This window comes from Achromobacter sp. 1011811831 (assembly GCF_059760905.1).
Window position 1 is genome coordinate 13,207 of sequence record NZ_JCBANG010000010.1, and the last position, 24,827, is coordinate 38,033.

Sequence of the window (24,827 nt, forward strand, 5' to 3'; positions counted from 1 at the left end):
GCCGTCAGCCCGGCATGGCCGCCGCGGCGCGCGCCACCTTCGCCGACCGGCTCTCGAAGCGCGCCTGCGATTGCGCCAGATAGCGCTGCACGATGGCCGGTTCCGAGGTTTTCGGCGTGCCGCCCGGGAACGGCGGCTCGGGGTCGTACTCGACCTGCAGCTGGATCAGCTTGGCGACCTCCTCGCCGCACAGATCCGCCACCACCCTCAAGCCCATGTCTATGCCCGAGGTGACCCCGCCCGCCGTATAGATATGGCCGTCCACGCACATGCGCTCGTCGCTCGGAATGGCGCCGAACCGCGACAGCAGCTCGCGCGCGCGCCAATGGCTGGACGCGCGCCGGCCGCGCAGCAGACCGGCCGCGCCCAGCAGCAGCGAGCCGGTGCAGATGCCGAACACATACCTGGCGGCCAGCCCCTGCCGGCGCGTGAAATCCACCCATTCGGCGTCGATGATGGCATCATCCGTGCCCGGCCCGCCGGGCGCCACCAGCAGGTCGCAGGGCGGCGCATCGGCCAAGGTGCGCGTCGGCACGAAGGCCAGTCCATGGTCGGATCGCACCGGGTCCCTCGTTTTTGCGACAAAATCAACGGTGAAGCCCGGCGCGCTCGCCAGCACTTCGTAAGGCCCGGTCATGTCGAGCTGGGTCAGTCCTTCGAACAAGAGAATATTCACATGCATGACGATGCTCCATCGGAAAAGCCAGACCCGAGCTTATGCGGAGCAACCGGCCCGCGCGTGCCAATCATCGCGCCGATTGCGCCAAAACGCATCGTCTTCGTACTGTACGACGGCTTCCAGCCGCTGGACCTGGCCGGCCCCTGGCAGGCGTTCAGCTCCGCCAACGAGGAAGCCGAGGCCGCGCTGTACCAGCTGGGCACCGTGGCTGCCGAACCCGTGGTCGCCACCTGGGACCAGGGGCTGCGCATGCAGGCGGACTGCACCTTCTCGGAAGACGGCGACGGCCCGGTCGACATGATCGTGGTGCCGGGCGGCCCCGGCGTGGAGCGCGCCAGCGCCCATGGCGAGACGCGCGCCTGGCTGCGCCGCCGCGATGCCGGCACGCGCCGCACCTGCAGCGTCTGCACCGGCGCCTTCCTGCTGGCGTCCGCCGGCCTGCTCGACGGCCGCGTCGTCACCACGCACTGGCGCTCGGCCGACCGGCTGCGCCAGCTGTATCCCGCGCTGCGGGTGGAGGACGACCGCCTCTACGTGGACAGCGGCAAGTACTGGACCTCGGCCGGCGTCTCGGCCGGCATCGACCTGGCCCTGGCCCTGATCGAGCGCGACCACGGTCCCGAGCTGTCGCAGCAGGTGGCGCGCCGGCTGGTGGTCTTCATGCGGCGCGGCGGCGACCAGCGCCAGTACAGCCAGACCCTGCGGCTGCAGGACCGCGCCGGCGCGCCGTTCCGCGAGCTGGTGCAGAAGATGGAGGCGCGGCTGTCGGCGCGCTGGTCGATCGACGACATGGCCGACGCCTGCTGCATGTCGCGCCGCACCTTCCAACGCAAATTCATCGCGCATTTCGGCGTGGCACCCACGGAAGTGCTGCGCATGCTGCGGCGCGAGCGCGCCGGCGCCGTGCAGGCAACCGGCAAGATGTCGAAGAAGGAAATGGAAAAACACCTGGGGCCGCTGGGCTAGCCGGCCCGCCGCGCTTGCCTGCAGGCGGCAGGGCCGCCCTACCCCGCCACCCCCACCGACACGCCGCCGCACACATGGATCAGCTGCCCGGTCACGAAGGCGGCGCGCCGGTCCATGAACATGGCCACCACGTGCGCCACCTCTTCCGGCAGACCGCTGCGGCCCACCGGGATCGCGGCCTCCAGCGCGCGCGTGCGCGGATCGCCGGGGGGATTCGACGCATTGAACAGTTCCGTCGCCACCGGCCCCGGCGCCACGGTGTTCACCGTGATGCCCTCGGCCGCCAGCTCCAGCGCCCAGGTCCGCGTCATGGCCGCCAGCGCGCCCTTGGACGCGCCGTAGGCCGTGCGCCCCGGCTTGCCCAGCGCGGCCCTGCTGCCGATGTTGACCACGCGCCCGTGACGGGCCGCGCGCATGCCCGGCAGCAGCGCCTGCAGCAGCACGACGGGCGCGACCAGGTTGACGGCCATGGTGCGCGCCAGCGCGTCCTGCGTGACGGCCTCGATGCCGGCGACCTCGATCATGCCGGCGTTGTTGACCAGATGCAGCACGGGGCGCGACGCGGCCAGTTCGCGCGCGGCCTCGCCCGCCGCCCGCGCGTCGGCCAGGTCCACCGAGCGGAAGGTCTCGCCCGGCAACAGGGACTCGGGCGCGCCCCGGCTGAAATTGACGGCTTCGTAGCCGTCCTCGATCAGCCGCGCGACGATGGCGCGGCCGATGCCCCGGCTGCCGCCGGTGACCAAAACGGTGCCGTTTTTCATTGCGCGGTGATGCCCTTGTCCTTGACCAGCCCGCCCCATTTGCGCCGCTCGTCCTGTTCGAACGCGGCCAGCTCCGGGCCGAACAGCGTGCCGGGCTTGGCGCCCTGCGCGGCGAAGCGCGCGGCCAGATCAGGCGAGCGCAGCCCCTCGCGGGCGGCCTCGATCAACTGCCGCACGACGGGCTCGGGCGTGCCACGCGGCGCGTACAGGGCAAACCAGGCCGTCACGTCGAAGCCCGGCAGCCCCGATTCCGCGACGGTCGGCAGCGCCGGCGCGGACGGATCGCGCGTCGCCGACGTCACGGCCACGCCGCGCACCAGTCCGCCGTCCTGGATCTGGGCCAGCGCGCCGGGCAGGTTGTCGAACAGCAGATCCACCTGGCCGCCGGCCACCGCCGGCAGGGAAGCGGACGTGCCCTTGAACGGCACATGCAGCATGGAGATGCCGGCCATGGCCTCGAAATAGGCGCCGGTCAGGTGCACCGACGAACCGACGCCCGGCGAGGCGTAGGTCAGCTTGCGCTCCGGATTCTGGCGCGCCGCCTGGATGATGTCGGCCACCGTGCGATACGGCGACTTGGCGCTGACGGCGATGACGTTGGGCGTGGTCGACACCAGCGCGATCGGCACGAAGTCGCGCGCCGGATCGAAGGTCATGTTGGCGTACAGGAAGGGATTGATGCTTTGCGTGCCGATGGTGCCCAGGCCCAGCGTGTAGCCGTCGGCCTTGGCCCGCGCCACGTAGGCCATGCCGATATTGCCGCCCGCCCCCGGCCGGTTCTCGACCAGCACGGTCTGCTTCAGGCCGGGCTCCAGCGCGCGGGCGATGGCGCGGCCGAACAGATCAGCCCCGCCGCCCGGCGGATAGGGCACGACCACGGTCACGGGATGTTCGGGATAGCCGGCGGCGGCGGCCGGCCCCGTCGCCACGGCCAGCGCCGCGATGGTGAAGGCGAATGCGGCCCGCAGGGCGCGCGCGTGCTGTTGTCGCGTCATGAGTCTGTCTCCTTGAGGGCCTGTGGCCCTGCCCCCGCTTTGCCGCGGGTGTCTCATGCGCGCAGCCTGCCTGCGCGCCCGATACGCACATACAAAACCACTGCGAACCTACTTTGAACCAGGTCGGCCATGCCGCCTGACGCGCCCGCCGCCAAGCGCATGCCGTCCCGCGCCGGGGCGGCCCGGCGCCAGACGACGGCAATCGGACGAATGCCGATGGATCAAAAGTACATAAATACGTACTATATTCATATAAACACGAAAAACCGACCGGAGACAAGCCCATGAAACGCTGGACCCGCCGGCCCGAGGGATCGACCTGGGGCGATTTCGGACCGGACGACGAGATCGGCCGCCTGAACCTGCTGACCGAGGAAAAAGTGCTGCAGGCCGTGCGCGAGGTGCGCGCCGGCAAGGTCTTCTGCCTGTCGCTGCCGCTGGACCTGCCGGGCGGCAACGTGCTCAATCCCCGCCGCCATCCGCCGGCGCTGGCGCCCACGCGCCGCGACGGCCAGCCTTACCTGAACTTCCAGATGTCGCGCCTGCAGGAAGGCGCGGTCGACGTGCTGTCGGACGACCAGGCCACGTTGTCGCTGCAATACTCCACGCAATGGGACGGCCTGAGCCACGTGGGCGCGCTGTTCGACGTGCAGGGCGACGGCCAGGCCCGGCGCGTGTACTACAACGGCTATGCCGCCGGCGTGGACGTGCTGGGCGGCGGCGATCCCGGCGCCGATGCCTGCTGCCCGCCCGGCGCCTCCTATGCGCGCCGGCTCAGCGTCAGCCGCTACGCGGAAAAAGGCATGCAGGGCCGTGGCGTGCTGCTGGACCTGGCGCGCGCCTTCGGCACCGGCCGCACGCCGGTCGGCCTGGCGCAGCTGCAGGCCGCGATGCACGAACAGCGGGTCGCGGTGGAACCCGGCGACATGCTGGTGCTGCGCACCGGCTTCGCCGAGGCGCTGGTGCAGATGGACGGCAAGCCCGACGCGCATCGCCTGGAACAGACCGGCGCGGTGCTGGACGGCGCCGACGCCGCGCTGCTCGACTGGATCACCGACAGCGGCGTGGCCGCGATCTGCGCCGACAACTACGTGGTCGAGGCCTATCCCGCGCGCACGTCCGGCCCCGGCCATTCGATCCTGCCGCTGCATCATCACTGCCTGTTCAAGCTGGGCGTGCCGCTGGCCGAACTCTGGTACCTGAAGGATCTGGCCGACTGGCTGCACGCGCAGGGGCGCAACCGCTTCCTGCTCACCGCCCCGCCGCTGCGGCTGCCGGGCGCGGTCGGCTCGCCGGTGACGCCGATCGCCACGGTCTGATACCGCCGCCCTTCGACCCACCGCCGGCGGACTTCCGCCCAACCCGCTACCGCGCCGGCCCGCCGGCGCCCACTGAACCGCGTCAATGAACACCGTGCCCGTATCCACCGCTATTGCCGACACCTTCGCCGCGCACCTGGATGCGCTGGCCGCCGCCGATCCCGCGCGCGCCATGCTGATCGACCCGGACGGCGCCGTCAGCGCCGCCGAGCTGCGCGCGCGCGCCGCCGCGCTGGCCGCCGGCTTGAACCGCCTGGGACTGCAGCCCGGACAGCGCGTGGCCATCTGGCTGCCCAACTGCGCCGCCTGGGTCGAGTCCTTCCTGGCCTGCGCGCGGCTGGGCGCGCTGGCGCTGGCGGTCAACACCCGTTTCCGCGCGCTGGAAGTGGCCGACATCCTGGGGCGCGGCAAGGCCGACTGGCTGATCTTCTGGCCGGGCTTCAAGGGCATCGACTTCCAGGGCATCCTGGACGAGGTGCCGGCCGAGGCCCTGGCGCGGCTGCGCGGCGTGATCGCCATCGATGCCGCCCACGGCCGCATGAATGACGCGACGCCAACAACGCTCGATGCGCCAGCTGCCGCCACAGGACGCCACGCCCTGCCCCGGCATCGCTACGCCGAGCTGCGCGCCTGCGCCGACGCACCGCCGCCCGCCCAGGCCAATGCCGGCGTGCTGTGCTTCACCACGTCCGGCACCACGTCGAAACCCAAGTTCGTGCTGCACGACCAGCGCACGCTGCTGACGCACGGCGCGGCGGTGGCGCGCGCGTTCGGCTACGGCCCGGCGACCCGCGTGCTGGCCAGCGCGCCGTTCTGCGGCGCCTTCGGCTTCTCCACGCTGGTCAGCGGACTGGCGCAAGGCGCGCCGGTGGTCTGCTCCCCGGTGTTCGACGCGGCGGCCTCGGCGCGCGAAATCCGCGAACACGCCGTCACCCATACCTACGCCAACAACGAGGCGCTGACCGGCATCATGCGCGCGGCCGCGCCCGGCGACCTGGCGTCGGCGCGGCTGTTCGGCTTCGCCAGCTTCACCCCGGCGCTGGACGGCATGCTGGAGCTGGCGCGGGAGCAGGACGTGCCGCTGACGGGCTTGTACGGATCGAGCGAACTCCAGGCGCTGGCCGCCGGCCAGCCGACAACGCCGGCCCGGGGCGATGTGTCGGCGCGCCTCTTGCCCGGCGGCGCGCTGGTCCATCCCGAGGCGCGGGTGCGCGCCCGCGATCCGGACAGCGGCGCCGTGCTGCCGCCGGGACAGTCGGGCGAATTGGAAATCCGCTCGCCCAGCCTGATGCTGGGCTACCTGGACAATCCCGAAGCCACCGCCCGCGCGTTCACGGACGACGGTTACTTCAAGACCGGCGACCTGGGCTATGCCCTGAGCGAACAGCAGTTCGTGTTCCAGGCGCGCATGGGCGACTCGCTGCGGCTGGCGGGTTTCCTGGTCAATCCGGCCGAGATCGAGCAGGTGGTCGAATCGCTGCCCGGCGTGCGCGCCTGCCAGGTGGTGGGCGCGACGCGCGCGGACAAGACCGTGCCCTATGCCTTCGTGCTGCTGCAACCGGGCGCGCGGGCCGACGCCGCCGCCTGGACCGCCGCCTGCAAGGCCGTGATGGCGGGCTTCAAGGTGCCCGCCGGCTTCACCGCGCTGGACGCCTTCCCTTCCATCGAAAGCGCCAACTCGGTGAAGATCCAGAAGCACAGGCTGCGCGAGATGGCCGAAGCCCTGCTCGCCGGCGCCGCCGCTTGACCCGAACCCGCCAACGACCGACGCCCATGCCCGCGCCCAAGCTCTTCTCGCACAGCCCGCAGCCGCTCTACCTGCAGGCGGCCGCCCTGTTCCGCAGCCATATCCAGAACCGCAGCTGGCGGCCCGGCCAGCAGATCCCGCCGCTGGAAGCGCTGGTGGAAACCTACGGCATCTCGCGCGCCACCATCCGCCAGGCGCTGGGCCAGCTGGAGCAGGACGGGCTGATCCGCCGCTCGCGCGGCTCGGGCACCTTCGTCAACGCCGAGCTGCCCGAAACGCCCACGCTGCTGATCCCCAAGACCTGGGCCGAAACGGTCGAGCTGAGCAACCTGCTGGGCACCGTGTCGCTGGTGGAGGCCGAAGCCGGCCTGCCCCTGCCCGACCCGCTGGGCATGCCCTGCGACGCCGGCCGCGACGGCAGCTTCCAGTACCTGCGCCGCGTGCACACCACCGAGGCCGGCCCTTTCTGCTACAGCGAGGTGTTCCTGGCAAGCGCGCTGTTCCGCAAGCACCGCGCGCAGATCAACAAGAGCACCGTGGCGCCGGTGCTGGACCGCTACTACGGCGCGCGCCTGACGCAGGCGCGCCAGGTGCTCAACGTGATCGAGGCCGGGCAGGAGTCGGCCGAGGCGCTGCAGATTCCCGTGTCCTCGCCGGTGGCCGAACTGCGCCGCTATGCCTGCATCGACGACAACGTGGTGTATTACGCGCGGCTGGAGTTTCCGTTCCGCAAGGTGAGGATGGAATTCGACCTGCTGGCCGGCCGCTGAGACACACGACTGAATGAATAACAGAGCGCCGCAGCAATCAGACCCAGGCGCCATACGAAGACCGACGACAACCGGCACCCAAGAGGAGACCCCTTCCATGAAGTCCCAACCGCAATTCCGTCCGGTCGCGATCCCGCGCCGGCCGCTCACCCGCCTGTGCGCCGCCTTGGCGCTGGCCGCCACCCCCGCCCTGTCCGCGCTGGCCCAGGCCCCCGCCATCTCCGACGATATCGTCCGGCTGGGCCTGATCCTGGACATGAGCGGCGTCTACGCCGACGTCACCGGCAAGGGCAGCGCCACCGCCGCCGAGATGGCCATCGCCGATTTCGGCGGCCAGGTGCTGGGCAAGAAGATCGACCTGCTGGTGGCCGACCACCAGAACAAGGCCGACATCGCCGCCGCCCGCGCGCGCGAGTGGTACGACACGCAGAAGGTCGACGCCATCATGGACGTGGCCGGCTCCGCGCCGGCGCTGGCGGTGCTGGAGGTGGCGCGCGAGAAAAAGCGCATCGTGGTCTACAGCGGCCCCGGCACCGAGCGCATCACCAACGACCTGTGCTCGCCCTACTCGGTGCACTACACCTACGACACCTGGTCGCTGGCCAACACCACCGCGCGCGCCACGGTGGAGCAAGGCGGCAAGAGCTGGTATTTCCTGACGGCGGACTACGGCTTCGGCCATACGCTGCAGGCCTCGGCCACCGAGGTGGTCAAGGCCAATGGCGGCACCGTGCTGGGCGCGGCGCGCCATCCTCTGGGCTCGTCGGACTTCGCCTCCTATCTGCTGCAGGCCCAGGCCAGCCGCGCGCAGGTCATCGGGCTGGCCAACGCGGGCGGCGACACGGTCAACGCGATCAAGGCCGCCAGCGAATTCGGGCTGACCCGCGGCGGCCAGAAGATGGCCGGCCTGCTGCTGTACATCAACGACATCCACGCCATCGGCCTGGAAGCCGCCGCCGGCCTGACGCTGACCGAGGCCTTCTACTGGGACCTGAACGAGCAGACCCGCGCCTGGTCCAAGCGCTACTACGACAAACTTGGCAAAATGCCGAACATGAGCCAGGCGGGCACGTATTCCTCGGTCATGCATTACCTGAAGGCGGTCCAGGCCGCCGGCACCGACGACGCCGCCGCGGTCATGAAACAGATGAAGGCCACGCCCATCAACGACTTCTTCGCCACCAATGGCCGCATCCGCGAGGATGGCCGCATGGTGCACGACATGTACCTGTTCGAGGTCAAGAAGCCGTCCGAGTCGAAGCAGCCGTGGGACTACTACAAGCTGCTGGCCACGCTGCCGGGCGACCAGGCCTTCATGCCCCTGTCGAAATCCTCGTGCCCGCTGGTCAAGCAGGCCGGGGCAGCCAAGGACTGACCATGCACACCCAGCGCCCCATCCCCGCCACCATCGCCGCCGTCATCCGCGACGGCCAGGTGCTGCTGGTGCGCCGCGCCAATCCGCCGGACCAGGGGCGCTGGGCTTTTCCGGGCGGCAAGATCGAGCTGGGTGAACGCATCGAGGACGCGGCCGCGCGCGAGCTGTTCGAGGAAACCGGCGTCACCGCCGAGCCGCTGACGGTGTTCGACGCGGTCGACGTGTTCGACCACGACGCCGACGGCCTGCTGCGCCGCCACTACATCCTGGTGGCCGTGCTGTGCCGCTGGCTCTCGGGCGAGCCGGTGGCCGGCGACGACGCCAGCCAGGCGCGCTGGGTGCCGCTGGCCGAGCTGGACGCGCAGGCGCTGGCCCTGAGCTTCGGCGTGGCGGACGTGGCGCGCAAGGCGGCGGCGCTGGCGGGCTGAACCGCGCCGCGCCTCCCGTCACCCCGCCACGCATTCCCCTATGATGGACGGCCACGCCGCTCATCCCGCCCGCCCCATGTTCGACGCCTACCTGCAACGCTGGAACCTCGCGCCCGCCGGCGCCCCGATCACCACGCCGGCCGCCCGCCTGCTGCCCGTGCTGTACCAGGGCCAGCCCGCCATGCTGAAGATCTCGCACGAACAGGACGAAAGAGAAGGCGGCGTGCTGATGCGCTGGTGGGATGGCCAGGGCGCGGCGCGCGTGCTGGCGCATGACGACGACGCCATCCTGCTGGAACGCGCCACCGGCGCGCGCTCGCTGGCCGAGTACGCCCGCAACGGCCGCGACGACGAGGCCACGCGCATCATCTGCGATGTGCTGGCGCGCCTGCACGCGCCGCGCGCCAAGGCGCCGCCGCCGCTGCGCACGCTGGAATCCTGGTTCGTCGACCTGTGGCCCATGGCCCGGGCGCAAGGCGGCATGCTGGCCGACTGCGCCCGCCACGCGCGCGCCCTGCTCGACGATCCGCGCGACCCGGCCGTGCTGCATGGCGACGTGCACCACGACAACATCCTGGACTTCGGCGAGCGCGGCTGGCTGGTGATCGACCCCAAGCGCCTGCATGGCGAGCGCGCCTTCGACTACGCCAACATCTTCTGCAATCCCGATCTGGCCGACCCCAAGCCGCCGGTCGCCATCGTGCCGGGCTGCTTCGACCGCCGCTTCGCGCTGATCACGCACGCATCCGGCCTGCAGCCCCGCCGCCTGCTGCAATGGATCGCGGCCTGGTGCGGCCTGTCGGCCGCCTGGTTCATGGGCGACGGCGACGACGCGGCCATCGACCTGAACATCGCCGGCCAGGCATTGGCGCGGCTGGCGCGCTGAGTGCCGCCGCGACGGCCATGGGCGCGCTCGCGGCCCGCTAGCTGACCGGCCTGTCTGGCCCGTCCGCGCCGAAGGCCGCCTCGAACAGCTGCGCCAGCCATTGCGTGAACACGCGCACCCGCGCGGACACCTGCCGGTTCTGCGGATACAGCACCGACACCGGCATGGGCGCAGGCGGCAGGCGCGGCAACACGACCTTGAGCTGGCCGTCCGCCAGCTCCCGCTCCACGCGGTAGCGCGGCACCTGGATCAATCCCAGCCCGGCCAGCGCCGCGCCCGTGTACAGCTCGGCCCCGCTCACGCTGACCGCCGCGCGCGGCGTGACCTGCACGCTGCGGCCCTCGACCAGGAAGTCCATGGCCAGGGCGCGGCCCGTGGCGCTGGACTGGTAGTTCACCGCCCAATGCCCACCCAGGTCCTCCAGTCCGGCCGGCTCGCCGTAGCGCGCCAGATAGGCCGGGCTGGCCACCGTCACCTGCGGCATCAAAGCGATGCGCCGTCCCGCCAGCGACGAGTCCTGCAGCTCGCCGGCGCGCAGCACGCAGTCCACGCCTTCCCGCACCAGGTCCACGTAGCGGTCGTCCTCGCCCAGGTGCAGCGTGATGTCGGGGTAGCGCGCCAGGAAGCCAGGCAACCCCGGCATCACGAAATGGCGCGCCAGCGTACCTTGCGCGTTCACGCGCAGCAGGCCCTTGGGCGCCTTGTCCAGGAAGGCGCCGTCGGCTTCCTCCAGGTCGGCCAGCAGGCGCACGCAGCGCCGGTAGTAGATCTCGCCGTCGTGGGTCAGGCGGACCTGGCGCGTGGTGCGCTCCAGCAGCCGCGCGCCCAGGCGCTGTTCCAGGCGCTTGATCAGATTGGTGACGGTGGCGGGCGGAATCCGCAGATCCTCGGCCGCCTTGGAGAAGCTGTGGCGCTCGGCGATGCGCGCGAACACCTGCATTTCCTGGAAACGGTCCATGAGGGGTCGACCTATTATTAATGCAAATGAAATTATGTCTGCAAATATAGGCCGATTATTTTTGCAATGGAATAGCGGATCATGGCAAGCATTCCCCCATGACACGGAGCATTCCCATGACCCAGCAGACTTCCCGGCGCGTCGCCCTCGTCACCGGCGGCTCGCGCGGCATCGGCGCGGCGATCGCGCTGCGCCTGGCCCGCGACGGCCACGCCGTGGCCATCAACTACGCGTCCAGCGCCGCTGCCGCCGAGGCGCTGGCCGAGCAGATCCGCCAGGCCGGCGGCCAGGCCGCCGCGCTGCGCGCCGACGTGTCCGACCCGGCCCAGGCCGACGCCCTGTTCGAGGCGGCCGAAGCCGCGCTGGGCCGGGTGGACGTGCTGGTCAACAGCGCCGGCGTGCTGCATGTGCAGCCGCTGGCGCAGACCAGCGACGAACAGTACGAGCAGATGTTCAACATCAACACGCGCGGCACCTTCAACATGCTACGCGCGGCGGCGACGCGGCTGGCCGATGCCGGCCACGTCATCAACGTGTCCAGCACCACGATCGCGCTGAACCTGCCCGGCTATGCCGCCTACATCGGCAGCAAGGCGGCGGTGGAAGGCTTCACCCGCGTCTTCGCCAAGGAGCTGCGCGGCCGCCGCGTCACGGTCAACGCCGTGGCGCCCGGGCCGGTGGCCACAGAACTCTTCATGACAGGCAAGAGCCCCGAACTGATCGAGCACTACGCCAAGCTGCCGCCGCTGGAGCGGCTGGGCCAGCCCGACGACATCGCCGGCGTGGTGGCGTTCCTGGCCGGACCGGACGGCGGCTGGATCAACGGCCAGGTGCTACGCGCCAACGGCGGCGTGGCCTGACGCAGCACGGCGGGCGGACGGGAGCGCTCCCGTCCGCGTCTCCGTTCAGGGACGGCGCGCCTGGCCGGATGCCTCGCCCGGCTCCGGCATGGCGTAGCCCTGCGTGCGCAGGAAGTCGCGCACCAGCGGCTTCCATTTCTCGGGTGCATGCGTGAACAGCGAATGGCCATTGGCGCCGTCCGGCCCCAGGCGTTCGAATTGCGCATGGCCGCCGGCGGCGTTGTAGGCCTCGGCCCAGCGTTGCGGCCATTCCGGCCCCCAGTACAGGTCGTTCTCGGTATAGATCCAGAGCATGGGCATGCGGGTGGTCGCGCCGTAGCCGGCATAGGTTTCCTGCAAGCGCTCGGGTCCGCAGGGCTTGCCCGGCGACTTGACCGGATCGCCGCCCGAGCCGCCCGCGAAATTGATGGCGGCGCGCACGCCGGCCGGCCTGGCCGCCGCCAGCGCCACGGTCGAACCGCCGCCCACCGACTGGCCCAGCGCCACCACATTGGCCGCGTCCACGTCCGGCCGCCGCGCCATCGCTTCGATCACCTGCGCGATCTCGCTGGCCGCGCGATTGAACATGGGCGTGAAGCGCCGGTCGCCGCAAGGGCCGCTGTTTTCCAGGTCGGGACCGCCGGTGGCGCCGTAGCCCAGCCGCACCGGCACGGCCACGACGAAACCGGCGTCGGTGAAATAGCGGGCCGCCGTCGCATAGCGCGCGCGCCCCAGCTTGGCGCGGCCGGCGGCGTCGCCGGCGCGGCCGTGGCTGATCACCATCAGCGGATGCCGGCCCTCGCCCTGGGGCGTGAACACGGTGACGACCAGCTCGCCCCGGGCCTGGCCGCCGTTCTCCAGGGCGACCTGGACCGGCACACGCACCACGCTTTCATTGGGCAGCATCTCGGCCTCGGCCTTCGCGCCCTGTCCGGCGCAACCGGACAGCGCGGGCAGCGCCCCCGCCGCACAGGCCAGCAGGACAGCCTGGGCCAACCCGCGCCGTGGGCGCGATGCCCGGAATGCGGGCAGGGATTCGGGTGTGTTCGACGAGTCGCGCGTGTCTCGCATGGCGAAAGCCTCCGGGCTGGCCGCGGCGGAAGGCCCGCGCGCGACAGCAGAAGCCTACCCCTGCCCGTGCCGATTGCAAGGCGGGACTTGCCCGGCTTGCAACAGCGCCCCGCTCAGAACCGGTACTGCGCGGTCGCCACCACGGTGCGCGGCTCGCCGATGCGGATCTGGCCGGCGCTGGTGGCCGACGCGTAGTAGGTCTTGTCGGTCAGGTTGCGCACCGCCAGGCGCCAATCCCATTGCCCCGTGCGGTAGCCGACCAGCGCGTCCCAGCGCGCATAGCCGGGCAGCACCGCCGTGTTGGCGTTGTCGGCGTAACGCTGGCCGACGAAGGTGACGCCGGTTTCGCCGTACAGGCCCTCGGCCGGTTTGTAGGTGAGGAACACGCTGCCGTTGCGGCGCGCCACGTTGCCGACGCGGTTGCCGGCCAGGCCGTTGTTGTCCTCGACGATCGACGCGTTCTGCAGGCCCAGCCCGCCGCGCAGATACCAGTTGCCCTGCAGGCGGCCGGCGGCGGTCAGCTCCACGCCGCGCGAGCGTTGCAGGCCGGTCAGCAGCACGATGCTCGGATCGTTGGGATCGGTGGTGCGGCGGTTGTACAGCTCCAGGTTGTAGAACGCCAGCGTGGTGCTCAGGCGGCCATCCAGCCAGTCACTCTTGACGCCCACTTCGTACTGGCGGGTGCGCTCCGGGTCCAGCTCATTGGTGTTGCCGCGCGCGTTGGGCGTGATGCCGATGAGGCCGCCGCCGGTGGGCGAGAAAGTCTTGCTGTACGAAGCGTAGAAGGAATGGTCGCGCAGCGGCGTCCAGACCACGCCGGCGCGCGGGCTGACGCCGCTGCTGCTGCGCGAGGCCGAGGCGTCGAGCAGGCGGTTGGTCGAATCGATGTTGAAGCGGTCCAGCCGCAGGCCCAGCAGCACCTGCCAGGCCTCGTTCAGCTTGATCTGGTCTTGCACGTAGTAGCCCTGGGTGCGGACCTTGTGGCGCGCGTCGCTGTTGATCGTCATCGCGCCCTGGTGCTGGCGCGACAGGTCCGGGTCATACAGGTCCAGCGTCGGCACGGGCTGCGCGCCGGGGCCGCGCGTGGCGGCGGTGTACAGCTTGGGCGAGCGGTCCTGGTTGGCGAATTCCATGCCGAACAGCACGCGATGTTCGATGGCGCCGGTATGGAACAGGCCCTCGGCCTCGAAGTTGTTGCTGATGTTGCGCGTGCGCAGGTCCTGTTGCCAGCGCGTGCGGCTGACCTTGCCGGTGGCGGCGTTGTAGCCGGTCAGGTAGGTGTTGTCGAACTCGCTGTCCAGCGCGAACACGCCCAGCGTGTGGCGCAGCTGCCAGCCCGGCGCCACCGTGTAGGCCAGGCGCGAGCGGAAGGACTGGGCGCGGTCGTCGATGTAGTCGCGGTCCGGATCGCCATAGACGGTGCGGCGGCCCACGTCGGCCGGACGGCCGTTGACGCTGGGAATGCCGCGGTCCGGCGTGCGATCGTAGCGGCTGTATTCATACTGCACCAGCCAGTCCAGGTCCGGCGTGATGCGCCAGTTCAGCGATGGCGCCAGCAGCTGGCGCTTGCCGCCGATCTTGTGGCTGAAGCTGTTGACGTCTTCCTGGCCCACGTTCAGGCGCACGCTGACCTTGTCGCTGGGGTCGGCGCTCAGGTCGCCGTAGAAGCTGCGCAGGTCCCAACTGCCGCCCTGCGCCTCCAGCGTGGACTCGCGGCCCGGCTGCGGCGCCTTGCTGACGCGGTTGACGATGCCGCCCTGGCTGCCACGGCCGTATAGCACGGCGGCCGGACCCTTGAGCACCTCGATGCGCTCGATGTTGTGCAGGTCGCGCACGTACTGGCTGTCGTCGCGGATGCCGTCCAGGTAGAAATCGTTGCTGGCGTCGAAGCCGCGGATGCGCAGCGAATCGAAGCGCGTGTCCTGTGCGCTGGAGACGTTGGGAATGCCCGAGAGCGCCTCGCCCAGCGTGCTGACGCCGTAGTTCTGGACGTTCTCGACCTTGACGCTGTCGATGGCCTGGGGCACGTAGCGGGCCGGCGTCTGGGTGCGGGTGGCGGTGGTGACCTCCGGCACGCGCGGGTCGTCGACGCTCTGGCCTTCGACGCTGATGGGCTGCAATTGCGTGGTCTGCGCGTGGACGGGAACAAGGGGGATGGCGTGCAGAGCCAGGGCGACGCCCAGGGTCAGGGCGCGCGGCTTGAAGAGAACGTGCATGGTGCGAGCTACGGTAGTGAGTAGGTCTTATCGAGACGGAATATTATCGAGAATCACTTTCATTCGTAAATAAGAACCTTCTCATAACCAATGACGCGCGCGCGCCGCGTTGCGGATGGGCAACAGCGGTCCATCCTCCTCCTGGCCGTCGATCGTCAGGCGCGGCGCGGCCCTCCCCCATCCGCACGAGTACGCCGCCGATACCCGCCGCGCCCTTCGATACCCGCAAACTTGCGAGGGTCCTCATCCCTTGCGCCCAGGTCGTCCTCGTCCGATCGGCCGAGCCCGGGCGCGGCGAGGCCGGCGCGCGCCGATGCACTCGGGTCTTTGGCCTACACGCAAGCATGGCCACACGGAGGAGCGAAGCATGAGGCGGGCGGGAAAGGCTCTGTATTAGGCTGGCCCCGCAGTACTCCGACTCACCTTCATCGATTGGACGACAGCAATGAATCAACTCATGCATCCGGACTGCCATCCTTTTGCCCAAGCTGGCAACCTGAAACAGATCTCCGCCTACTACGAGGAGGGACGACGCGTCATGTGGATGATGCTGCGGGCCCAGCCGCGGCCCTGCTTCAACCATGAATTGATAGACGAGATCATGACGCTGGCCCGCGCCGCCAAGGACTCCGGGCTGCCTATCGACTTCTGGGTAACGGGCTCGCTGATCCCGCAGATCTACAACGTGGGCGGCGACCTGAACTTCTTTTCCGAAGCGATCCGGAGCGGCCGGCGCGAGGCTTTGCGCGCCTACGCGCGCGCCTGCGTCGATTGCGTGCACGCCGCCAGCCGCGGCTTCGACACCGGCGCGATCTCGCTGGCCATGATCGAGGGCACCGCGCTGGGCGGCGGCTTCGAGGCCGCGCTGGCGCACCATTTCGTGCTGGCGCAGAACAATGCCCGCATGGGCTTTCCCGAAATGGCCTTCAACCTCTTTCCCGGCATGGGCGGCTATTCGCTGGTGGCGCGGCGCTCGGGCATGCGGCTGGCCGAAGAGCTGATCGGCACCGGCGAGTCGCACACGGCCGAGTGGTTCCAGGCGCGCGGCCTGGTCGACGTGCTGTTCGAGCCGGGCGACGCCTACAAGGCCACGCGCACCTTCATCGACGTGCTGCGGCCCAAGCTCAACGGCACGCGCGCCATGCTGCGCGCGCGCCAGCGCGTGCTGCGGCTGTCGCGCTCGGAACTGATGGACATCACCGAGGACTGGGTCGAGGCCGCCTTCTCCATCGACCCGAAGGACCGCGCCTATATGGAGCGACTGGTCATCGCGCAGAACCGGCGCGGCGCGGCCGGGCCGGAGGCCGGCATGGAAGCCACCATGCATTGAGCGCCCGCGCGGCGGCGGGAGCATGCCGGGGCGACCCGGCGCGCGCGCTCAGGCGATCAGGTGCAGCCGGCGCCGCCGCGCCAGCCAATCGGTGAATTCGGCCGCCGGCATGGGCTTGGCGTACAGATAGCCTTGCTTGGCGTCCACGCCCAGGGTGTCGAGGAAGGCGGTTTCCTCTGCCGTCTCGACGCCTTCGGCGATCACCTTCAGCTCCAGCGTGCGCGCCACCGCCACGATGGCGCGCGCCAGCGCCTGCGAGACCGGATTCTCGTTGACTCCGCGCACGAAGCTGGCGTCCAGCTTGATCGCGTCCAGCGGGATGCGGGCCAGCTGCGACAGCGAGGAATAGCCGGTGCCGAAGTCGTCCAGGTGCACGCGCGCGCCCAGCTTGCGGAACTGCTTGATCAGCTCGATGGCCGAATGTTCGTCCTCGATCAGGCAGCTCTCGGTCAGCTCGATGTCCAGCATGCAGGGATCCAGGCCGGCGTCGGACAGCGCGCTCATGAACTCGCTGACCAGGCCCTTGTCCTCGAGCTGGCGGGCCGAAACGTTGACCGCGACGCGGATGTTCAGGCCGTCGCGTTTCCAGGCGGCGGCCTGGCGCGCGGCCTCGCGCATGACCCACACGCCCAGCGGCGCGATCAACCCCGAATCCTCGGCGTAGGGAATGAAGGCGCCGGGGCCGACCATGCCGCGCTCGGGCGACTTCCAGCGCAGCAGGGCCTCGACCCCGTCCAGCTCGCCGGTGCGGCCGGACAGCTTGGGCTGGTAGTGCAGCATCAGGTGGCCGTCGGCCATGGCCTTGCGCAGATTGGTGTCCAGCCACACGTAGTCGGCGTTGCGGCGGTCCATCTCGGGCAGGAATACGCGGTAGGTGTGGCGCCCCGATTCCTTGGCCACGTACATGGCGATGTCGGCGCTACGCACCACGCTGTCAAGGTCGGCGCCATGCTCGGGATACATGGCGATGCCGATCGAGCAGCTGGTGTAGACCTCGATCAGCCCCTGGCGGAACGGCTCGCGCAGCCGCTCGATGATGCGTTGCGAGGTCGCCTCCAGTTCGTGGACTTCGGCGCCCTCCTGCAGCACGATGAACTCGTCGCCGCCCAGCCGCGCCAGCGTCTGCCCTTCGGCCAGGCAGCCGGAAATGGCCAGCGCCACCGCCTTGAGCAGCTGGTCGCCGAAGCCATGGCCGTAGTGGTCGTTGATGCGCTTGAAGTTGTCCAGGTCCAGGAACAGCACGCCGCCGCGTCCGCCCTCGCCCGCCGACAGCGCCGCCTGCAGCTGCGCGGTGATGGCATGGCGGTTGGGCAGATTGGTCAGCACGTCGGTGTTGGCCAGCACGCGCAGGCGTTCCTGGGCCTGCCGTTCCTCGGTGATGTCGGTGCCCGAACAGATCAGGTAGACGCGCTTTTCGCCGCTGCCGCTGGTGACGAACTTGTTGCGGAACAGGAACAGCCTCGGGCCCTTGACCGTGTTGATCAGGCGTTCGACTTCATAGGACTGGCCGTTGCGGTAGAAGGCGGCGATGTTGCGGCGGGAGGCCGAGGCCTCCTCGCGCGTCATGAACATGTCGAACACGCTGCGCCCGACGATGTCCTGCTCGCGCTTGCCGGTGTATTCCTCGCTCAGCTTGTTGAAGCGCTGCACCCGGCCGTGCTGATCGACGATGACGATGACCGAGTTGGCCTGCGACACCACGGTCTCGGCAAAGGACAGGCCCTCGACCAGGTCCTTGGCCACCGATTCGGTGTCCGAGTAGGCCGACGCGGTGCCGGCCCATTCCTTGGGATTGATCTTGCGCCCGACCAGGTGCAGGCCGATGGGCTCGCCATACAGCTTGACCTCGATGCGCAGGCTGGAGGTGATGCCGGTCAGGTCGCGGATGGCGGCGGCCTGCTCCGGGCTCAGCGCCATGGCGATATTGGCCGCGCCCTTGATGGCGGACAGCTCGAAGGCATCGCTATCGCTCGCCAGCCGCCAATATGGGCTGTGCGTGCCGAAGTATTGGTACAGGAGCGACCTGTCGTCCTGATTGTCGTCCTGGATATCGGCCATTGTCTTCCCCCGCGCCGTCTTGGAATGGCTCGCAAAGTACATTACGGCCTAGCCAAGCCGGGGTCAACCACTATATGAGAAAGCAGCGGTTCCGGCCAGCCTCGCGGGGGGATGCGCGAGGGCCGGCCCGGGCTTGCGCCTAACACGAACGTGTTGCAAGCCTTTGCTGGCGGACGCCGCCGGAAGCCCCGGAAGCGCCCGCCGCGATCCGCTTATTCCGGCTTGACGCCGGCCTCGTCGATCACCTTGGTCCAGCGCGCCACTTCGGCCGACACCCGGGCGCCGGCGTCGGCCGGCGTGGTCCAGGTGGCGATGGCGCCCTGGTTCAGCAGCGAGGCCTTCACATCCGGCTTGGCCAGGATCTTCTTCAGCTCGCCGTTCAGGCGCTCGATGACCGGCGCCGGAGTGCCGGCGGGCGCGACGATGCCGAACATGGAGCTGACTTCGAAATCCTTGAGCCCGGCCTCGGCGGCGGTGGGCGTGTCGGGCAGCGCCGGCACGCGCTCGGCCGAGGTCACCGCCAGCGCGCGCAGCTTGCCGGCCTTGATGCTGCCCTGGGCGGCGGGCACGGTCTCGATCATGCTCAGCACCTGTCCGCCCATCAGGTCGGTCATGGCCGGGCCGCTGCCCTTGTACGGCACGTGCAGGATCTCCACGCCGGCGGCGCGCTTGAACATCTCGCCGGCCAGGTGCTGGGGCGAGCCGTTGCCGGCCGAGCCCATGGTGATGTAGCCCGGCTTGGACTTGGCCAGGGCGATCAGCTGCGACAGGCTGGTGGCCTGCACGGAAGGATTGACCACGAACACCAGCGGCACGGTGCCGACGATGGACACCGGCGCGAAGCTCTTCTCGACGTCGTAGGTGACGCGGCCGCGATACAGGGCGGCATTGATCGAATGGCTGGTCAGCGCGCCCATCAGCAGGGTGTAGCCGTCGGCCGGCGCCTTGGCGACCTGGTCGGCGCCGATATTGCCGGCCGCGCCCGCGCGGTTCTCCACGACCACCGTCTGTCCCAGCGCGCCGGTCAGCTCCTGAGCCAGCACGCGGCCGATCACGTCGGTGGCGCCGCCGGGGGGATAGGGAACGATCAGCCGTATCGGCTTGTCCGGGTAGGCGTCGGCGGCCAGGGCCGGGACGGACGCGCCGGCGCACACGGCCAGCAGGGAAAGCAGCACGGCGCGACGCGCGCCGCTGGCGATAACGGGCATGTAGGTCTCCTGCCGGGATGGGTATAAGAATTGGAACGGACGCCCGGCTCGTCAACCGCGCCAGTGTAGGGGCCGTGACCTGATTGAAGAATCAGAATTTTTCTATCGACTGATCTATCAATCGAATCAATAAAAAGACCGCGTCAAAGCGCTTGCGGGCCGGTTTCCCAGGTGGCTATGATCTCGGACTCAGATTATCAATAATATTATTGAGATCAAAACCCCGGCCTGACAGAGAACGACGATGACGGACAAGACCAAGGGAACGACCACGCCGGCGCAGGCGCAAGCCGCCGGACAAACGCCCGCGCAAGGCCCCCAGGGCGTGGCGCGCGGCCTGACGAACTACGGCGACACGGGCTTTTCCCTGTTCCTGCGCAAGGCCTTCATCAAGGGCGCCGGCTACACCGACGACGCGCTGTCGCGCCCCATCATCGGCATCGTCAACACCGGCAGCAGCTACAACCCCTGCCACGGCAACGCGCCGCAGCTGATCGAGGCGGTCAAGCGCGGCGTGATGCTGGCCGGCGGACTGCCGATGGACTTCCCCACCATCTCGGTGCACGAAAGCTTCTCGCAGCCGACCAGCATGTACCTGCGCAACCTCATGTCCATGGACACCGAGGAAATGATCCGCGCGCAGCCCATGGACGCCGTGGTGCTGATCGGCGGCTGCGACAAGACGGTGCCGGCCCAGCTCATGGGCGCGGCCTCGGCCGGCGTGCCGGCGATCCAGCTGGTGACCGGTTCGATGCTGACCGGATCGCATCGCGGCGAGCGCGTCGGCGCCTGCACCGACTGCCGGCGCTACTGGGGCCGCTACCGCGCCGAGGAGATCGACGCCGAGGAAATCGCCGACGTCAACAACCAGCTGGTGGCCAGCGTGGGCACCTGTTCGGTGATGGGCACGGCCAGCACCATGGCCTGCCTGACCGAGGCGCTGGGCATGATGGTGGCCGGCGGCGCGTCGGCCCCGGCCGTCACCGCCGACCGCGTGCGCGTGGCCGAGCATACCGGCGCCAGCGCCGTGGCGCTGGCCCGATCGCGCCTGACGCCCGACCGCATCATCACCGGCAAGTCCATCGAGAACGCGCTGCGCGTGCTGCTGGCCATCGGCGGCTCGACCAACGGCATCGTCCACCTGACCGCCATCGCCGGCCGCCTGGGCATCGACATCGACCTGGCCGGCCTGGACCGCATGAGCCGCGAAACGCCGGTGCTGGTGGACCTGAAGCCCTCGGGCCAGCACTACATGGAAGACTTCCACCACGCCGGCGGCATGCCCGCGCTGCTGCGCGAGCTGCGGCCGCTGCTGCACCTGGACGCGCTGACGGTCTCGGGCCGCACGCTGGGCGAGGAACTGGACGACGCGCCCGCGCCCTTCCCCCAGGACGTGATCCGCAGCCCGGCCGCGCCCATCTATCCGGTGGGCGGGCTGGCCGTGCTGCGCGGCAACCTGGCGCCCGGCGGCGCCATCATCAAGCAGTCGGCCGCCAACCCGGCGCTGATGGAACACGAAGGCCGCGCGGTGGTGTTCGAGGACGCCGAGGACATGGCCCGCCGCATCGACGACGAAGCGCTGGACGTGACCGCCCAGGATATCCTGGTGCTCAAGCGCATCGGGCCGACCGGCGCCCCCGGCATGCCCGAGGCCGGCTACATGCCGATCCCCAGGAAGCTGGCGCGCGCCGGCGTCAAGGACATGGTGCGCATCTCCGACGGCCGCATGAGCGGCACGGCGGCCGGCACCATCGTGCTGCACGTCACGCCCGAGGCCGCCATCGGCGGGCCGCTGGCCTATGTGCAGAATGGCGACCGCATCCGCCTGTCGGTGGCGCGCCGCGAGATCGCGCTGCTGGTCGAGGACGCCGAGCTGGCGCGCCGCATGGCGGCCACGCCCGTCGCGCGGCCCACGGCCGAGCGCGGCTACCGCAAGCTCTTCATGCAGACCGTGACGCAGGCCGACCAGGGCGTGGATTTCGACTTCCTGCGCGCCGGCGCCACCCGCGACACCGTGCCCAAGCCGTAGCGGCCGGCCCGCGCCAACCCGCCGCAAGCGCCAAGATCACAGCCCGAGCATCACAGCCCGAGCATCACAGCTCGAACCTCACAGCTCGAACCTCACAGCTCGAACCTCACAGCCCGAACCCGCAGCCCGACCGCCGACCATGAACGCCATCTCCCCCGACGACCACGCCGAGCCCGCCGCCGACGCGCTCGCGGACGCCCAGGCCGAACTGGAAGAGGACATCGTCTTCGGCCGGCTGCATCCGCGCCAGCGCCTGACCGAGGACGAGCTGATGGAGCGCTTCGGCCTCAAGCGCCACGCGGTGCGCCAGATCCTGGCCGAACTGGAAGCGCTGGGCGCGGTGGAGAAAAAGCGCAATATCGGCGCGGTGGTGCGCGCCTTCTCGGCGCGCGAGGTCATGGAGCTGTACGCGCTGCGGCAAGTGCTGGAGGTGCATGCCGCCAGCCAGATCCCGCTGCCTGTGCCGCAGGCGCGGCTGGCGGCGCTGGTGGCCGTGCAGCGCGAGCACGATACGGCGGTCGCCGACGGCGACGCGCGCCGCGTGTTCCGCAGCAACCAGCGCTTTCATCGCGAGCTTTTCGGCCTGCTGGACAACGCGGTGCTGGGCCAGGCCATCGAGGAATACGCGCGCCGCACCCATCCCATCCGCTTCGGCTCGCTGGCATCGCCCGGCTATCGCGAACGCGCGCGCCAGGAGCACTGGGCCATGATCCACGCCCTGCGCGATGGCGACCGCGACGCCTTGATGGCGCTCTGCCGCGACCACCTGCTGCCATCGCGGGACGCCTATCTGGCGTCGGAACGGGCCCGGCTCGGCGCCTAGCCCGCCCCTGGCCTGCTACTTGAACGGACTGGCGTCCGTCCCGTAGGCGCTGGCGCCGTTGCCGCCGCCCACTTCCAGCGACACGGAATTCGGATCGACGATGGCGGCGTCGCCCTTGTAGTGCATCACCATGCCCGGGAACGCCATCACCGCGCCCACCATGAGCAGCTGGATCACGATGAACGGCACCGAGCCCCAATAGATCTGTTCGGTGGTGACAGGCTCGATCATCTTGCCCGTCACCCTGTCCTTGTAGCGTTCGCGGGGCGCCACCGAGCGCAGGTAGAACAGCGCGAAACCGAATGGCGGATGCATGAAGGACGTCTGCATGTTGACGGCCAGGATCACGCCGAACCAGATCAGGTCTATGCCCAGCTTGTCGGCGACCGGCCCCAGCAGGGGCACGATGATGAAGGCCAGCTCGAAGAAGTCCAGGAAGAAGGCCAGCACGAAGGTCAGGATGCTGACCACGATCAAAAAGCCCCACTGCCCGCCCGGCAGGCCGGTCAGCAGATGCTCGACCCACAGGTCGCCATTGACGGCGCGGAAGGTCAGGCCGAACACGGTGGAACCCACCAGGATGAACACCACGAAGCAGGACAGCTTGGTGGTTGTGTCCATGGCCTGCCGCAGCAGGTCCAGCGACAGCCGGCGGCGCGCCACCGCCATCAGGATGGCGCCCACCGCGCCCATGGCGCCGCCCTCGGTCGGCGTGGCCACGCCGATGAAGATGGTGCCCAGCACCAGGAAGATCAGCGCCAGCGGCGGAATCATCACGAAGGTGACGCGCTCGGCCAGGGCGGACAGCAGCCCCAGCCCCAGCGCCTTGTTGACCAGCGCGATGACGAAGGCGGTCGCGCCCCAGAACAGCAGCGCCACCACGATGCGCTCGTCCATCGGCGCGGTGTTGTTCTCGACCCAGAGCCCCAGGAAGTACGCCGACACGGCGGAGATCGCCATCAGCACCAGCAGCGAGCGCCCGCCCCGGCCGCCATTCGGCGCCTGGAAACGGCGCGCCTCTTCGGGCAGCGCCGGCGCCGAATCCGGCTTGAGCAGGCTCATGATGACGATGTAGACGATGTACAGCCCCGCCAGGATGAAACCCGGCACCATCGCCGCGCGGTAGATGTCGCCGATGGAACGGCCCAGCTGGTCCGCCAGGATGATCAGCACCAGCGAGGGCGGGATGATCTGCGAAAGCGTGCCCGAGGCCGCGATGATGCCGCTGGCCAGCCGGCGGTCATAACCGTAGCGCAGCATGATGGGCAGGGAGATGAGGCCCATCGAGATCACCGAGGCCGACACCACGCCGGTCGTGGCGGCCAGCATGGCGCCCACGAACACGACCGCGATCGCCAGGCCGCCGCGCAGCGTGCCGAAGAGCTGGCCGATGGTCTCGAGCAGGTCCTCGGCCATGCCTGACCGTTCCAGCACCAGGCCCATCAGCGTGAAGAACGGCACCGCCAGCAGCGTGTCGTTGGAAATGATGCCGAACACCCGCTGCGGCAGCGCCTGGAACAGCGAGGAGTTGAGCAGGCCCAGCTCCATGCCGATCAGGCCGAACAGTATGCCGTTGGCCGCCAGCGCGAACGCCACCGGAAAGCCCAGCAGCAGGAAACCGATCAGGGTCGCGAACATGATCGGCGCCAGATTGGCGATGAGGAATTCCATGGTCAGCGGCCCTTCTCGTTCAGTTCGTTCTGTGCGGCGGCTTCGCGCGCCTGCGCTTCGCGGGCGATTTCCTCGGCCAGTTCTTCCTCGGCGCTCCTGGCGCCCTCGCGCTCGCGCGGATCGCGGCAGCGCCCCGCCAGGAAGCCCGCGCACTTGATCAGGTGCGACAGGCCGGCCAGCGCCAGCAGCGCGAAACCGACGGGAATCAACAGCTTGACCGGCCAGCGGATCAGCCCGCCGGAGTTGGATGAGTACTCGTTGCTGAGATACGAATCCATGAACACCGGCCAGGACAGGTACATGATCAGCAGGCAGGCCGGCATCAGGAAGAACAGCACGCCGAAGATCTCGATGCCGATCTGCGCCCGGCGCGACAGCTTCGAGGCGATGATGTCGACCCGCACATGGTCGTTCTTCAGCAGCGTGTAGCCCGCGGTCAGCAGGAACATGGCGCCGAACATGTACCACTGCAGCTCCAGCCAGGCATTGGAGCTGTCGTGAAAGAACTTGCGCATGATGGCGTTGCCGGTGCTGACCAGGACCACCAGCAGCGTGACCCAGGACACGGCCCGGCCCACGCGCAAGTTGACCGCGTCTATGCCACGCGACAAGGCGAGTAGTGCTTGCATCTGTATTCCCCTGTATCGATTCCAATCAGGCGCCTGCCCTGCGGGCTTCCCGGAGCGCCCCGGGTTTGC

The 24,827-nt window shown here is 69.6% G+C and carries 21 protein-coding genes; 11 read left to right on the forward strand and 10 right to left on the reverse strand.

All coding sequences use genetic code 11. The features are described from left to right. Window positions 1-4: 4 nt before the first annotated feature. Window positions 5-682 (reverse strand): DJ-1/PfpI family protein, encoded by a 678-nt coding sequence (locus AC6LJ9_RS05995; RefSeq protein ID WP_498146834.1) that lies wholly within the window; start codon window positions 680-682, stop codon window positions 5-7. A gap of 90 nt (window positions 683-772) precedes the next feature. On the opposite strand from AC6LJ9_RS05995, the gene AC6LJ9_RS06000 reads away from it, so the two are divergent. Then, window positions 773-1,645 carry a GlxA family transcriptional regulator gene (locus AC6LJ9_RS06000; protein WP_498146902.1) on the forward strand — a complete coding sequence of 291 codons (873 nt, stop codon included), beginning with the start codon at window positions 773-775 and terminating at the stop codon, window positions 1,643-1,645. A gap of 38 nt (window positions 1,646-1,683) precedes the next feature. Here AC6LJ9_RS06000 and AC6LJ9_RS06005 read toward each other — a convergent pair whose 3' ends face one another. Further along, window positions 1,684-2,406: an SDR family oxidoreductase gene (locus tag AC6LJ9_RS06005; protein WP_498146835.1), complete on the reverse strand. Its 723-nt coding sequence runs from the start codon at window positions 2,404-2,406 to the stop codon at window positions 1,684-1,686. Then, window positions 2,403-3,401 carry a Bug family tripartite tricarboxylate transporter substrate binding protein gene (locus AC6LJ9_RS06010; RefSeq protein ID WP_498146836.1) on the reverse strand — a complete coding sequence of 333 codons (999 nt, stop codon included), beginning with the start codon at window positions 3,399-3,401 and terminating at the stop codon, window positions 2,403-2,405. Before AC6LJ9_RS06010 ends, AC6LJ9_RS06005 begins: the two co-directional genes overlap by 4 nt. 284 nt (window positions 3,402-3,685) lie before the next feature. Here AC6LJ9_RS06010 and AC6LJ9_RS06015 point away from each other — a divergent pair, with 284 nt between their 5' ends. The 6 genes from AC6LJ9_RS06015 (at window position 3,686) to AC6LJ9_RS06040 (ending at window position 9,926) form a co-directional block, all read left to right on the forward strand. Beyond that, on the forward strand, window positions 3,686-4,720 hold the full coding sequence (locus AC6LJ9_RS06015) for a cyclase family protein (protein ID WP_498146837.1): 1,035 nt from the start codon (window positions 3,686-3,688) through the stop codon (window positions 4,718-4,720). Between the two features lie 85 nt (window positions 4,721-4,805). Then, window positions 4,806-6,467 (forward strand): AMP-binding protein, encoded by a 1,662-nt coding sequence (locus AC6LJ9_RS06020; RefSeq protein ID WP_498146838.1) that lies wholly within the window; start codon window positions 4,806-4,808, stop codon window positions 6,465-6,467. 26 nt (window positions 6,468-6,493) lie between these two features. Continuing rightward, complete coding sequence (locus tag AC6LJ9_RS06025) at window positions 6,494-7,237, forward strand: GntR family transcriptional regulator (RefSeq protein WP_212322171.1); 744 nt, start codon at window positions 6,494-6,496, stop codon at window positions 7,235-7,237. A 97-nt stretch (window positions 7,238-7,334) separates the two neighbouring features. Next, the gene (locus AC6LJ9_RS06030; protein ID WP_498146839.1) at window positions 7,335-8,612 is read left to right on the forward strand and encodes an ABC transporter substrate-binding protein; all 1,278 of its coding nucleotides are present in this window, start codon (window positions 7,335-7,337) and stop codon (window positions 8,610-8,612) included. 2 nt (window positions 8,613-8,614) lie between these two features. Then, complete coding sequence (locus tag AC6LJ9_RS06035; RefSeq protein WP_498146840.1) at window positions 8,615-9,040, forward strand: NUDIX hydrolase; 426 nt, start codon at window positions 8,615-8,617, stop codon at window positions 9,038-9,040. 76 nt (window positions 9,041-9,116) lie between these two features. Beyond that, window positions 9,117-9,926: an aminoglycoside phosphotransferase family protein gene (locus AC6LJ9_RS06040; RefSeq protein WP_498146903.1), complete on the forward strand. Its 810-nt coding sequence runs from the start codon at window positions 9,117-9,119 to the stop codon at window positions 9,924-9,926. 37 nt (window positions 9,927-9,963) lie between these two features. Here the strand turns inward: AC6LJ9_RS06040 and AC6LJ9_RS06045 are convergent, their stop codons facing one another. Beyond that, a complete protein-coding gene (locus AC6LJ9_RS06045) occupies window positions 9,964-10,884 on the reverse strand; it encodes a LysR family transcriptional regulator (RefSeq protein WP_498146841.1) in 921 nt (306 codons plus the stop codon). A 116-nt stretch (window positions 10,885-11,000) separates the two neighbouring features. On the opposite strand from AC6LJ9_RS06045, the gene AC6LJ9_RS06050 reads away from it, so the two are divergent. Then, entirely contained in the window at window positions 11,001-11,744 is a 744-nt protein-coding gene (locus AC6LJ9_RS06050; RefSeq protein ID WP_498146842.1) for an SDR family oxidoreductase, read from the forward strand. 45 nt (window positions 11,745-11,789) lie between these two features. Here the strand turns inward: AC6LJ9_RS06050 and AC6LJ9_RS06055 are convergent, their stop codons facing one another. Next, complete coding sequence (locus tag AC6LJ9_RS06055; RefSeq protein WP_498146843.1) at window positions 11,790-12,794, reverse strand: dienelactone hydrolase family protein; 1,005 nt, start codon at window positions 12,792-12,794, stop codon at window positions 11,790-11,792. Window positions 12,795-12,907: 113 nt separating this feature from the next. Continuing rightward, window positions 12,908-15,010, reverse strand: a complete 2,103-nt coding sequence (locus AC6LJ9_RS06060) for a TonB-dependent receptor (protein ID WP_498146844.1) — start codon at window positions 15,008-15,010, stop codon at window positions 12,908-12,910. Between the two features lie 445 nt (window positions 15,011-15,455). Here AC6LJ9_RS06060 and AC6LJ9_RS06065 point away from each other — a divergent pair, with 445 nt between their 5' ends. Continuing rightward, window positions 15,456-16,340 carry a crotonase/enoyl-CoA hydratase family protein gene (locus AC6LJ9_RS06065; RefSeq protein WP_498146845.1) on the forward strand — a complete coding sequence of 295 codons (885 nt, stop codon included), beginning with the start codon at window positions 15,456-15,458 and terminating at the stop codon, window positions 16,338-16,340. 48 nt (window positions 16,341-16,388) lie between these two features. Here AC6LJ9_RS06065 and pdeR read toward each other — a convergent pair whose 3' ends face one another. Beyond that, window positions 16,389-18,398 carry a cyclic di-GMP phosphodiesterase gene (gene pdeR, locus AC6LJ9_RS06070; protein WP_498146846.1) on the reverse strand — a complete coding sequence of 670 codons (2,010 nt, stop codon included), beginning with the start codon at window positions 18,396-18,398 and terminating at the stop codon, window positions 16,389-16,391. A gap of 212 nt (window positions 18,399-18,610) precedes the next feature. Further along, complete coding sequence (locus tag AC6LJ9_RS06075; RefSeq protein WP_498146847.1) at window positions 18,611-19,606, reverse strand: Bug family tripartite tricarboxylate transporter substrate binding protein; 996 nt, start codon at window positions 19,604-19,606, stop codon at window positions 18,611-18,613. Window positions 19,607-19,850: 244 nt separating this feature from the next. Here AC6LJ9_RS06075 and AC6LJ9_RS06080 point away from each other — a divergent pair, with 244 nt between their 5' ends. Together AC6LJ9_RS06080 and AC6LJ9_RS06085 are read left to right on the forward strand one after the other, a co-directional pair. Continuing rightward, on the forward strand, window positions 19,851-21,635 hold the full coding sequence (locus AC6LJ9_RS06080; protein ID WP_498146848.1) for an IlvD/Edd family dehydratase: 1,785 nt from the start codon (window positions 19,851-19,853) through the stop codon (window positions 21,633-21,635). A 139-nt stretch (window positions 21,636-21,774) separates the two neighbouring features. Further along, a complete protein-coding gene (locus tag AC6LJ9_RS06085) occupies window positions 21,775-22,458 on the forward strand; it encodes a GntR family transcriptional regulator (RefSeq protein ID WP_498146849.1) in 684 nt (227 codons plus the stop codon). A 15-nt stretch (window positions 22,459-22,473) separates the two neighbouring features. Here the strand turns inward: AC6LJ9_RS06085 and AC6LJ9_RS06090 are convergent, their stop codons facing one another. Continuing rightward, window positions 22,474-24,129: a TRAP transporter large permease gene (locus AC6LJ9_RS06090; RefSeq protein ID WP_498146850.1), complete on the reverse strand. Its 1,656-nt coding sequence runs from the start codon at window positions 24,127-24,129 to the stop codon at window positions 22,474-22,476. Between the two features lie 2 nt (window positions 24,130-24,131). Beyond that, window positions 24,132-24,758, reverse strand: a complete 627-nt coding sequence (locus tag AC6LJ9_RS06095) for a TRAP transporter small permease subunit (RefSeq protein WP_498146851.1) — start codon at window positions 24,756-24,758, stop codon at window positions 24,132-24,134. Between the last annotated feature and the right edge of the window lie 69 nt (window positions 24,759-24,827).

Bases quoted from the DNA above. Each gene is read 5' to 3' on its own strand.
- AC6LJ9_RS05995 (WP_498146834.1), bottom strand. From the start codon at position 682: ATGCATGTGAATATTCTCTTGTTCGAAGGACTGACCCAGCTCGACATG.
- AC6LJ9_RS06005 (WP_498146835.1), bottom strand. From the start codon at position 2,406: ATGAAAAACGGCACCGTTTTGGTCACCGGCGGCAGCCGGGGCATCGGC.
- AC6LJ9_RS06010 (WP_498146836.1), bottom strand. From the start codon at position 3,401: ATGACGCGACAACAGCACGCGCGCGCCCTGCGGGCCGCATTCGCCTTC.
- AC6LJ9_RS06015 (WP_498146837.1), top strand. From the start codon at position 3,686: ATGAAACGCTGGACCCGCCGGCCCGAGGGATCGACCTGGGGCGATTTC.
- AC6LJ9_RS06020 (WP_498146838.1), top strand. From the start codon at position 4,806: ATGAACACCGTGCCCGTATCCACCGCTATTGCCGACACCTTCGCCGCG.
- AC6LJ9_RS06025 (WP_212322171.1), top strand. From the start codon at position 6,494: ATGCCCGCGCCCAAGCTCTTCTCGCACAGCCCGCAGCCGCTCTACCTG.
- AC6LJ9_RS06030 (WP_498146839.1), top strand. From the start codon at position 7,335: ATGAAGTCCCAACCGCAATTCCGTCCGGTCGCGATCCCGCGCCGGCCG.
- AC6LJ9_RS06035 (WP_498146840.1), top strand. From the start codon at position 8,615: ATGCACACCCAGCGCCCCATCCCCGCCACCATCGCCGCCGTCATCCGC.
- AC6LJ9_RS06040 (WP_498146903.1), top strand. From the start codon at position 9,117: ATGTTCGACGCCTACCTGCAACGCTGGAACCTCGCGCCCGCCGGCGCC.
- AC6LJ9_RS06045 (WP_498146841.1), bottom strand. From the start codon at position 10,884: ATGGACCGTTTCCAGGAAATGCAGGTGTTCGCGCGCATCGCCGAGCGC.
- AC6LJ9_RS06050 (WP_498146842.1), top strand. From the start codon at position 11,001: ATGACCCAGCAGACTTCCCGGCGCGTCGCCCTCGTCACCGGCGGCTCG.
- AC6LJ9_RS06055 (WP_498146843.1), bottom strand. From the start codon at position 12,794: ATGCGAGACACGCGCGACTCGTCGAACACACCCGAATCCCTGCCCGCA.
- AC6LJ9_RS06060 (WP_498146844.1), bottom strand. From the start codon at position 15,010: ATGCACGTTCTCTTCAAGCCGCGCGCCCTGACCCTGGGCGTCGCCCTG.
- AC6LJ9_RS06065 (WP_498146845.1), top strand. From the start codon at position 15,456: ATGAATCAACTCATGCATCCGGACTGCCATCCTTTTGCCCAAGCTGGC.
- pdeR (WP_498146846.1), bottom strand. From the start codon at position 18,398: ATGGCCGATATCCAGGACGACAATCAGGACGACAGGTCGCTCCTGTAC.
- AC6LJ9_RS06075 (WP_498146847.1), bottom strand. From the start codon at position 19,606: ATGCCCGTTATCGCCAGCGGCGCGCGTCGCGCCGTGCTGCTTTCCCTG.
- AC6LJ9_RS06080 (WP_498146848.1), top strand. From the start codon at position 19,851: ATGACGGACAAGACCAAGGGAACGACCACGCCGGCGCAGGCGCAAGCC.
- AC6LJ9_RS06085 (WP_498146849.1), top strand. From the start codon at position 21,775: ATGAACGCCATCTCCCCCGACGACCACGCCGAGCCCGCCGCCGACGCG.
- AC6LJ9_RS06090 (WP_498146850.1), bottom strand. From the start codon at position 24,129: ATGGAATTCCTCATCGCCAATCTGGCGCCGATCATGTTCGCGACCCTG.
- AC6LJ9_RS06095 (WP_498146851.1), bottom strand. From the start codon at position 24,758: ATGCAAGCACTACTCGCCTTGTCGCGTGGCATAGACGCGGTCAACTTG.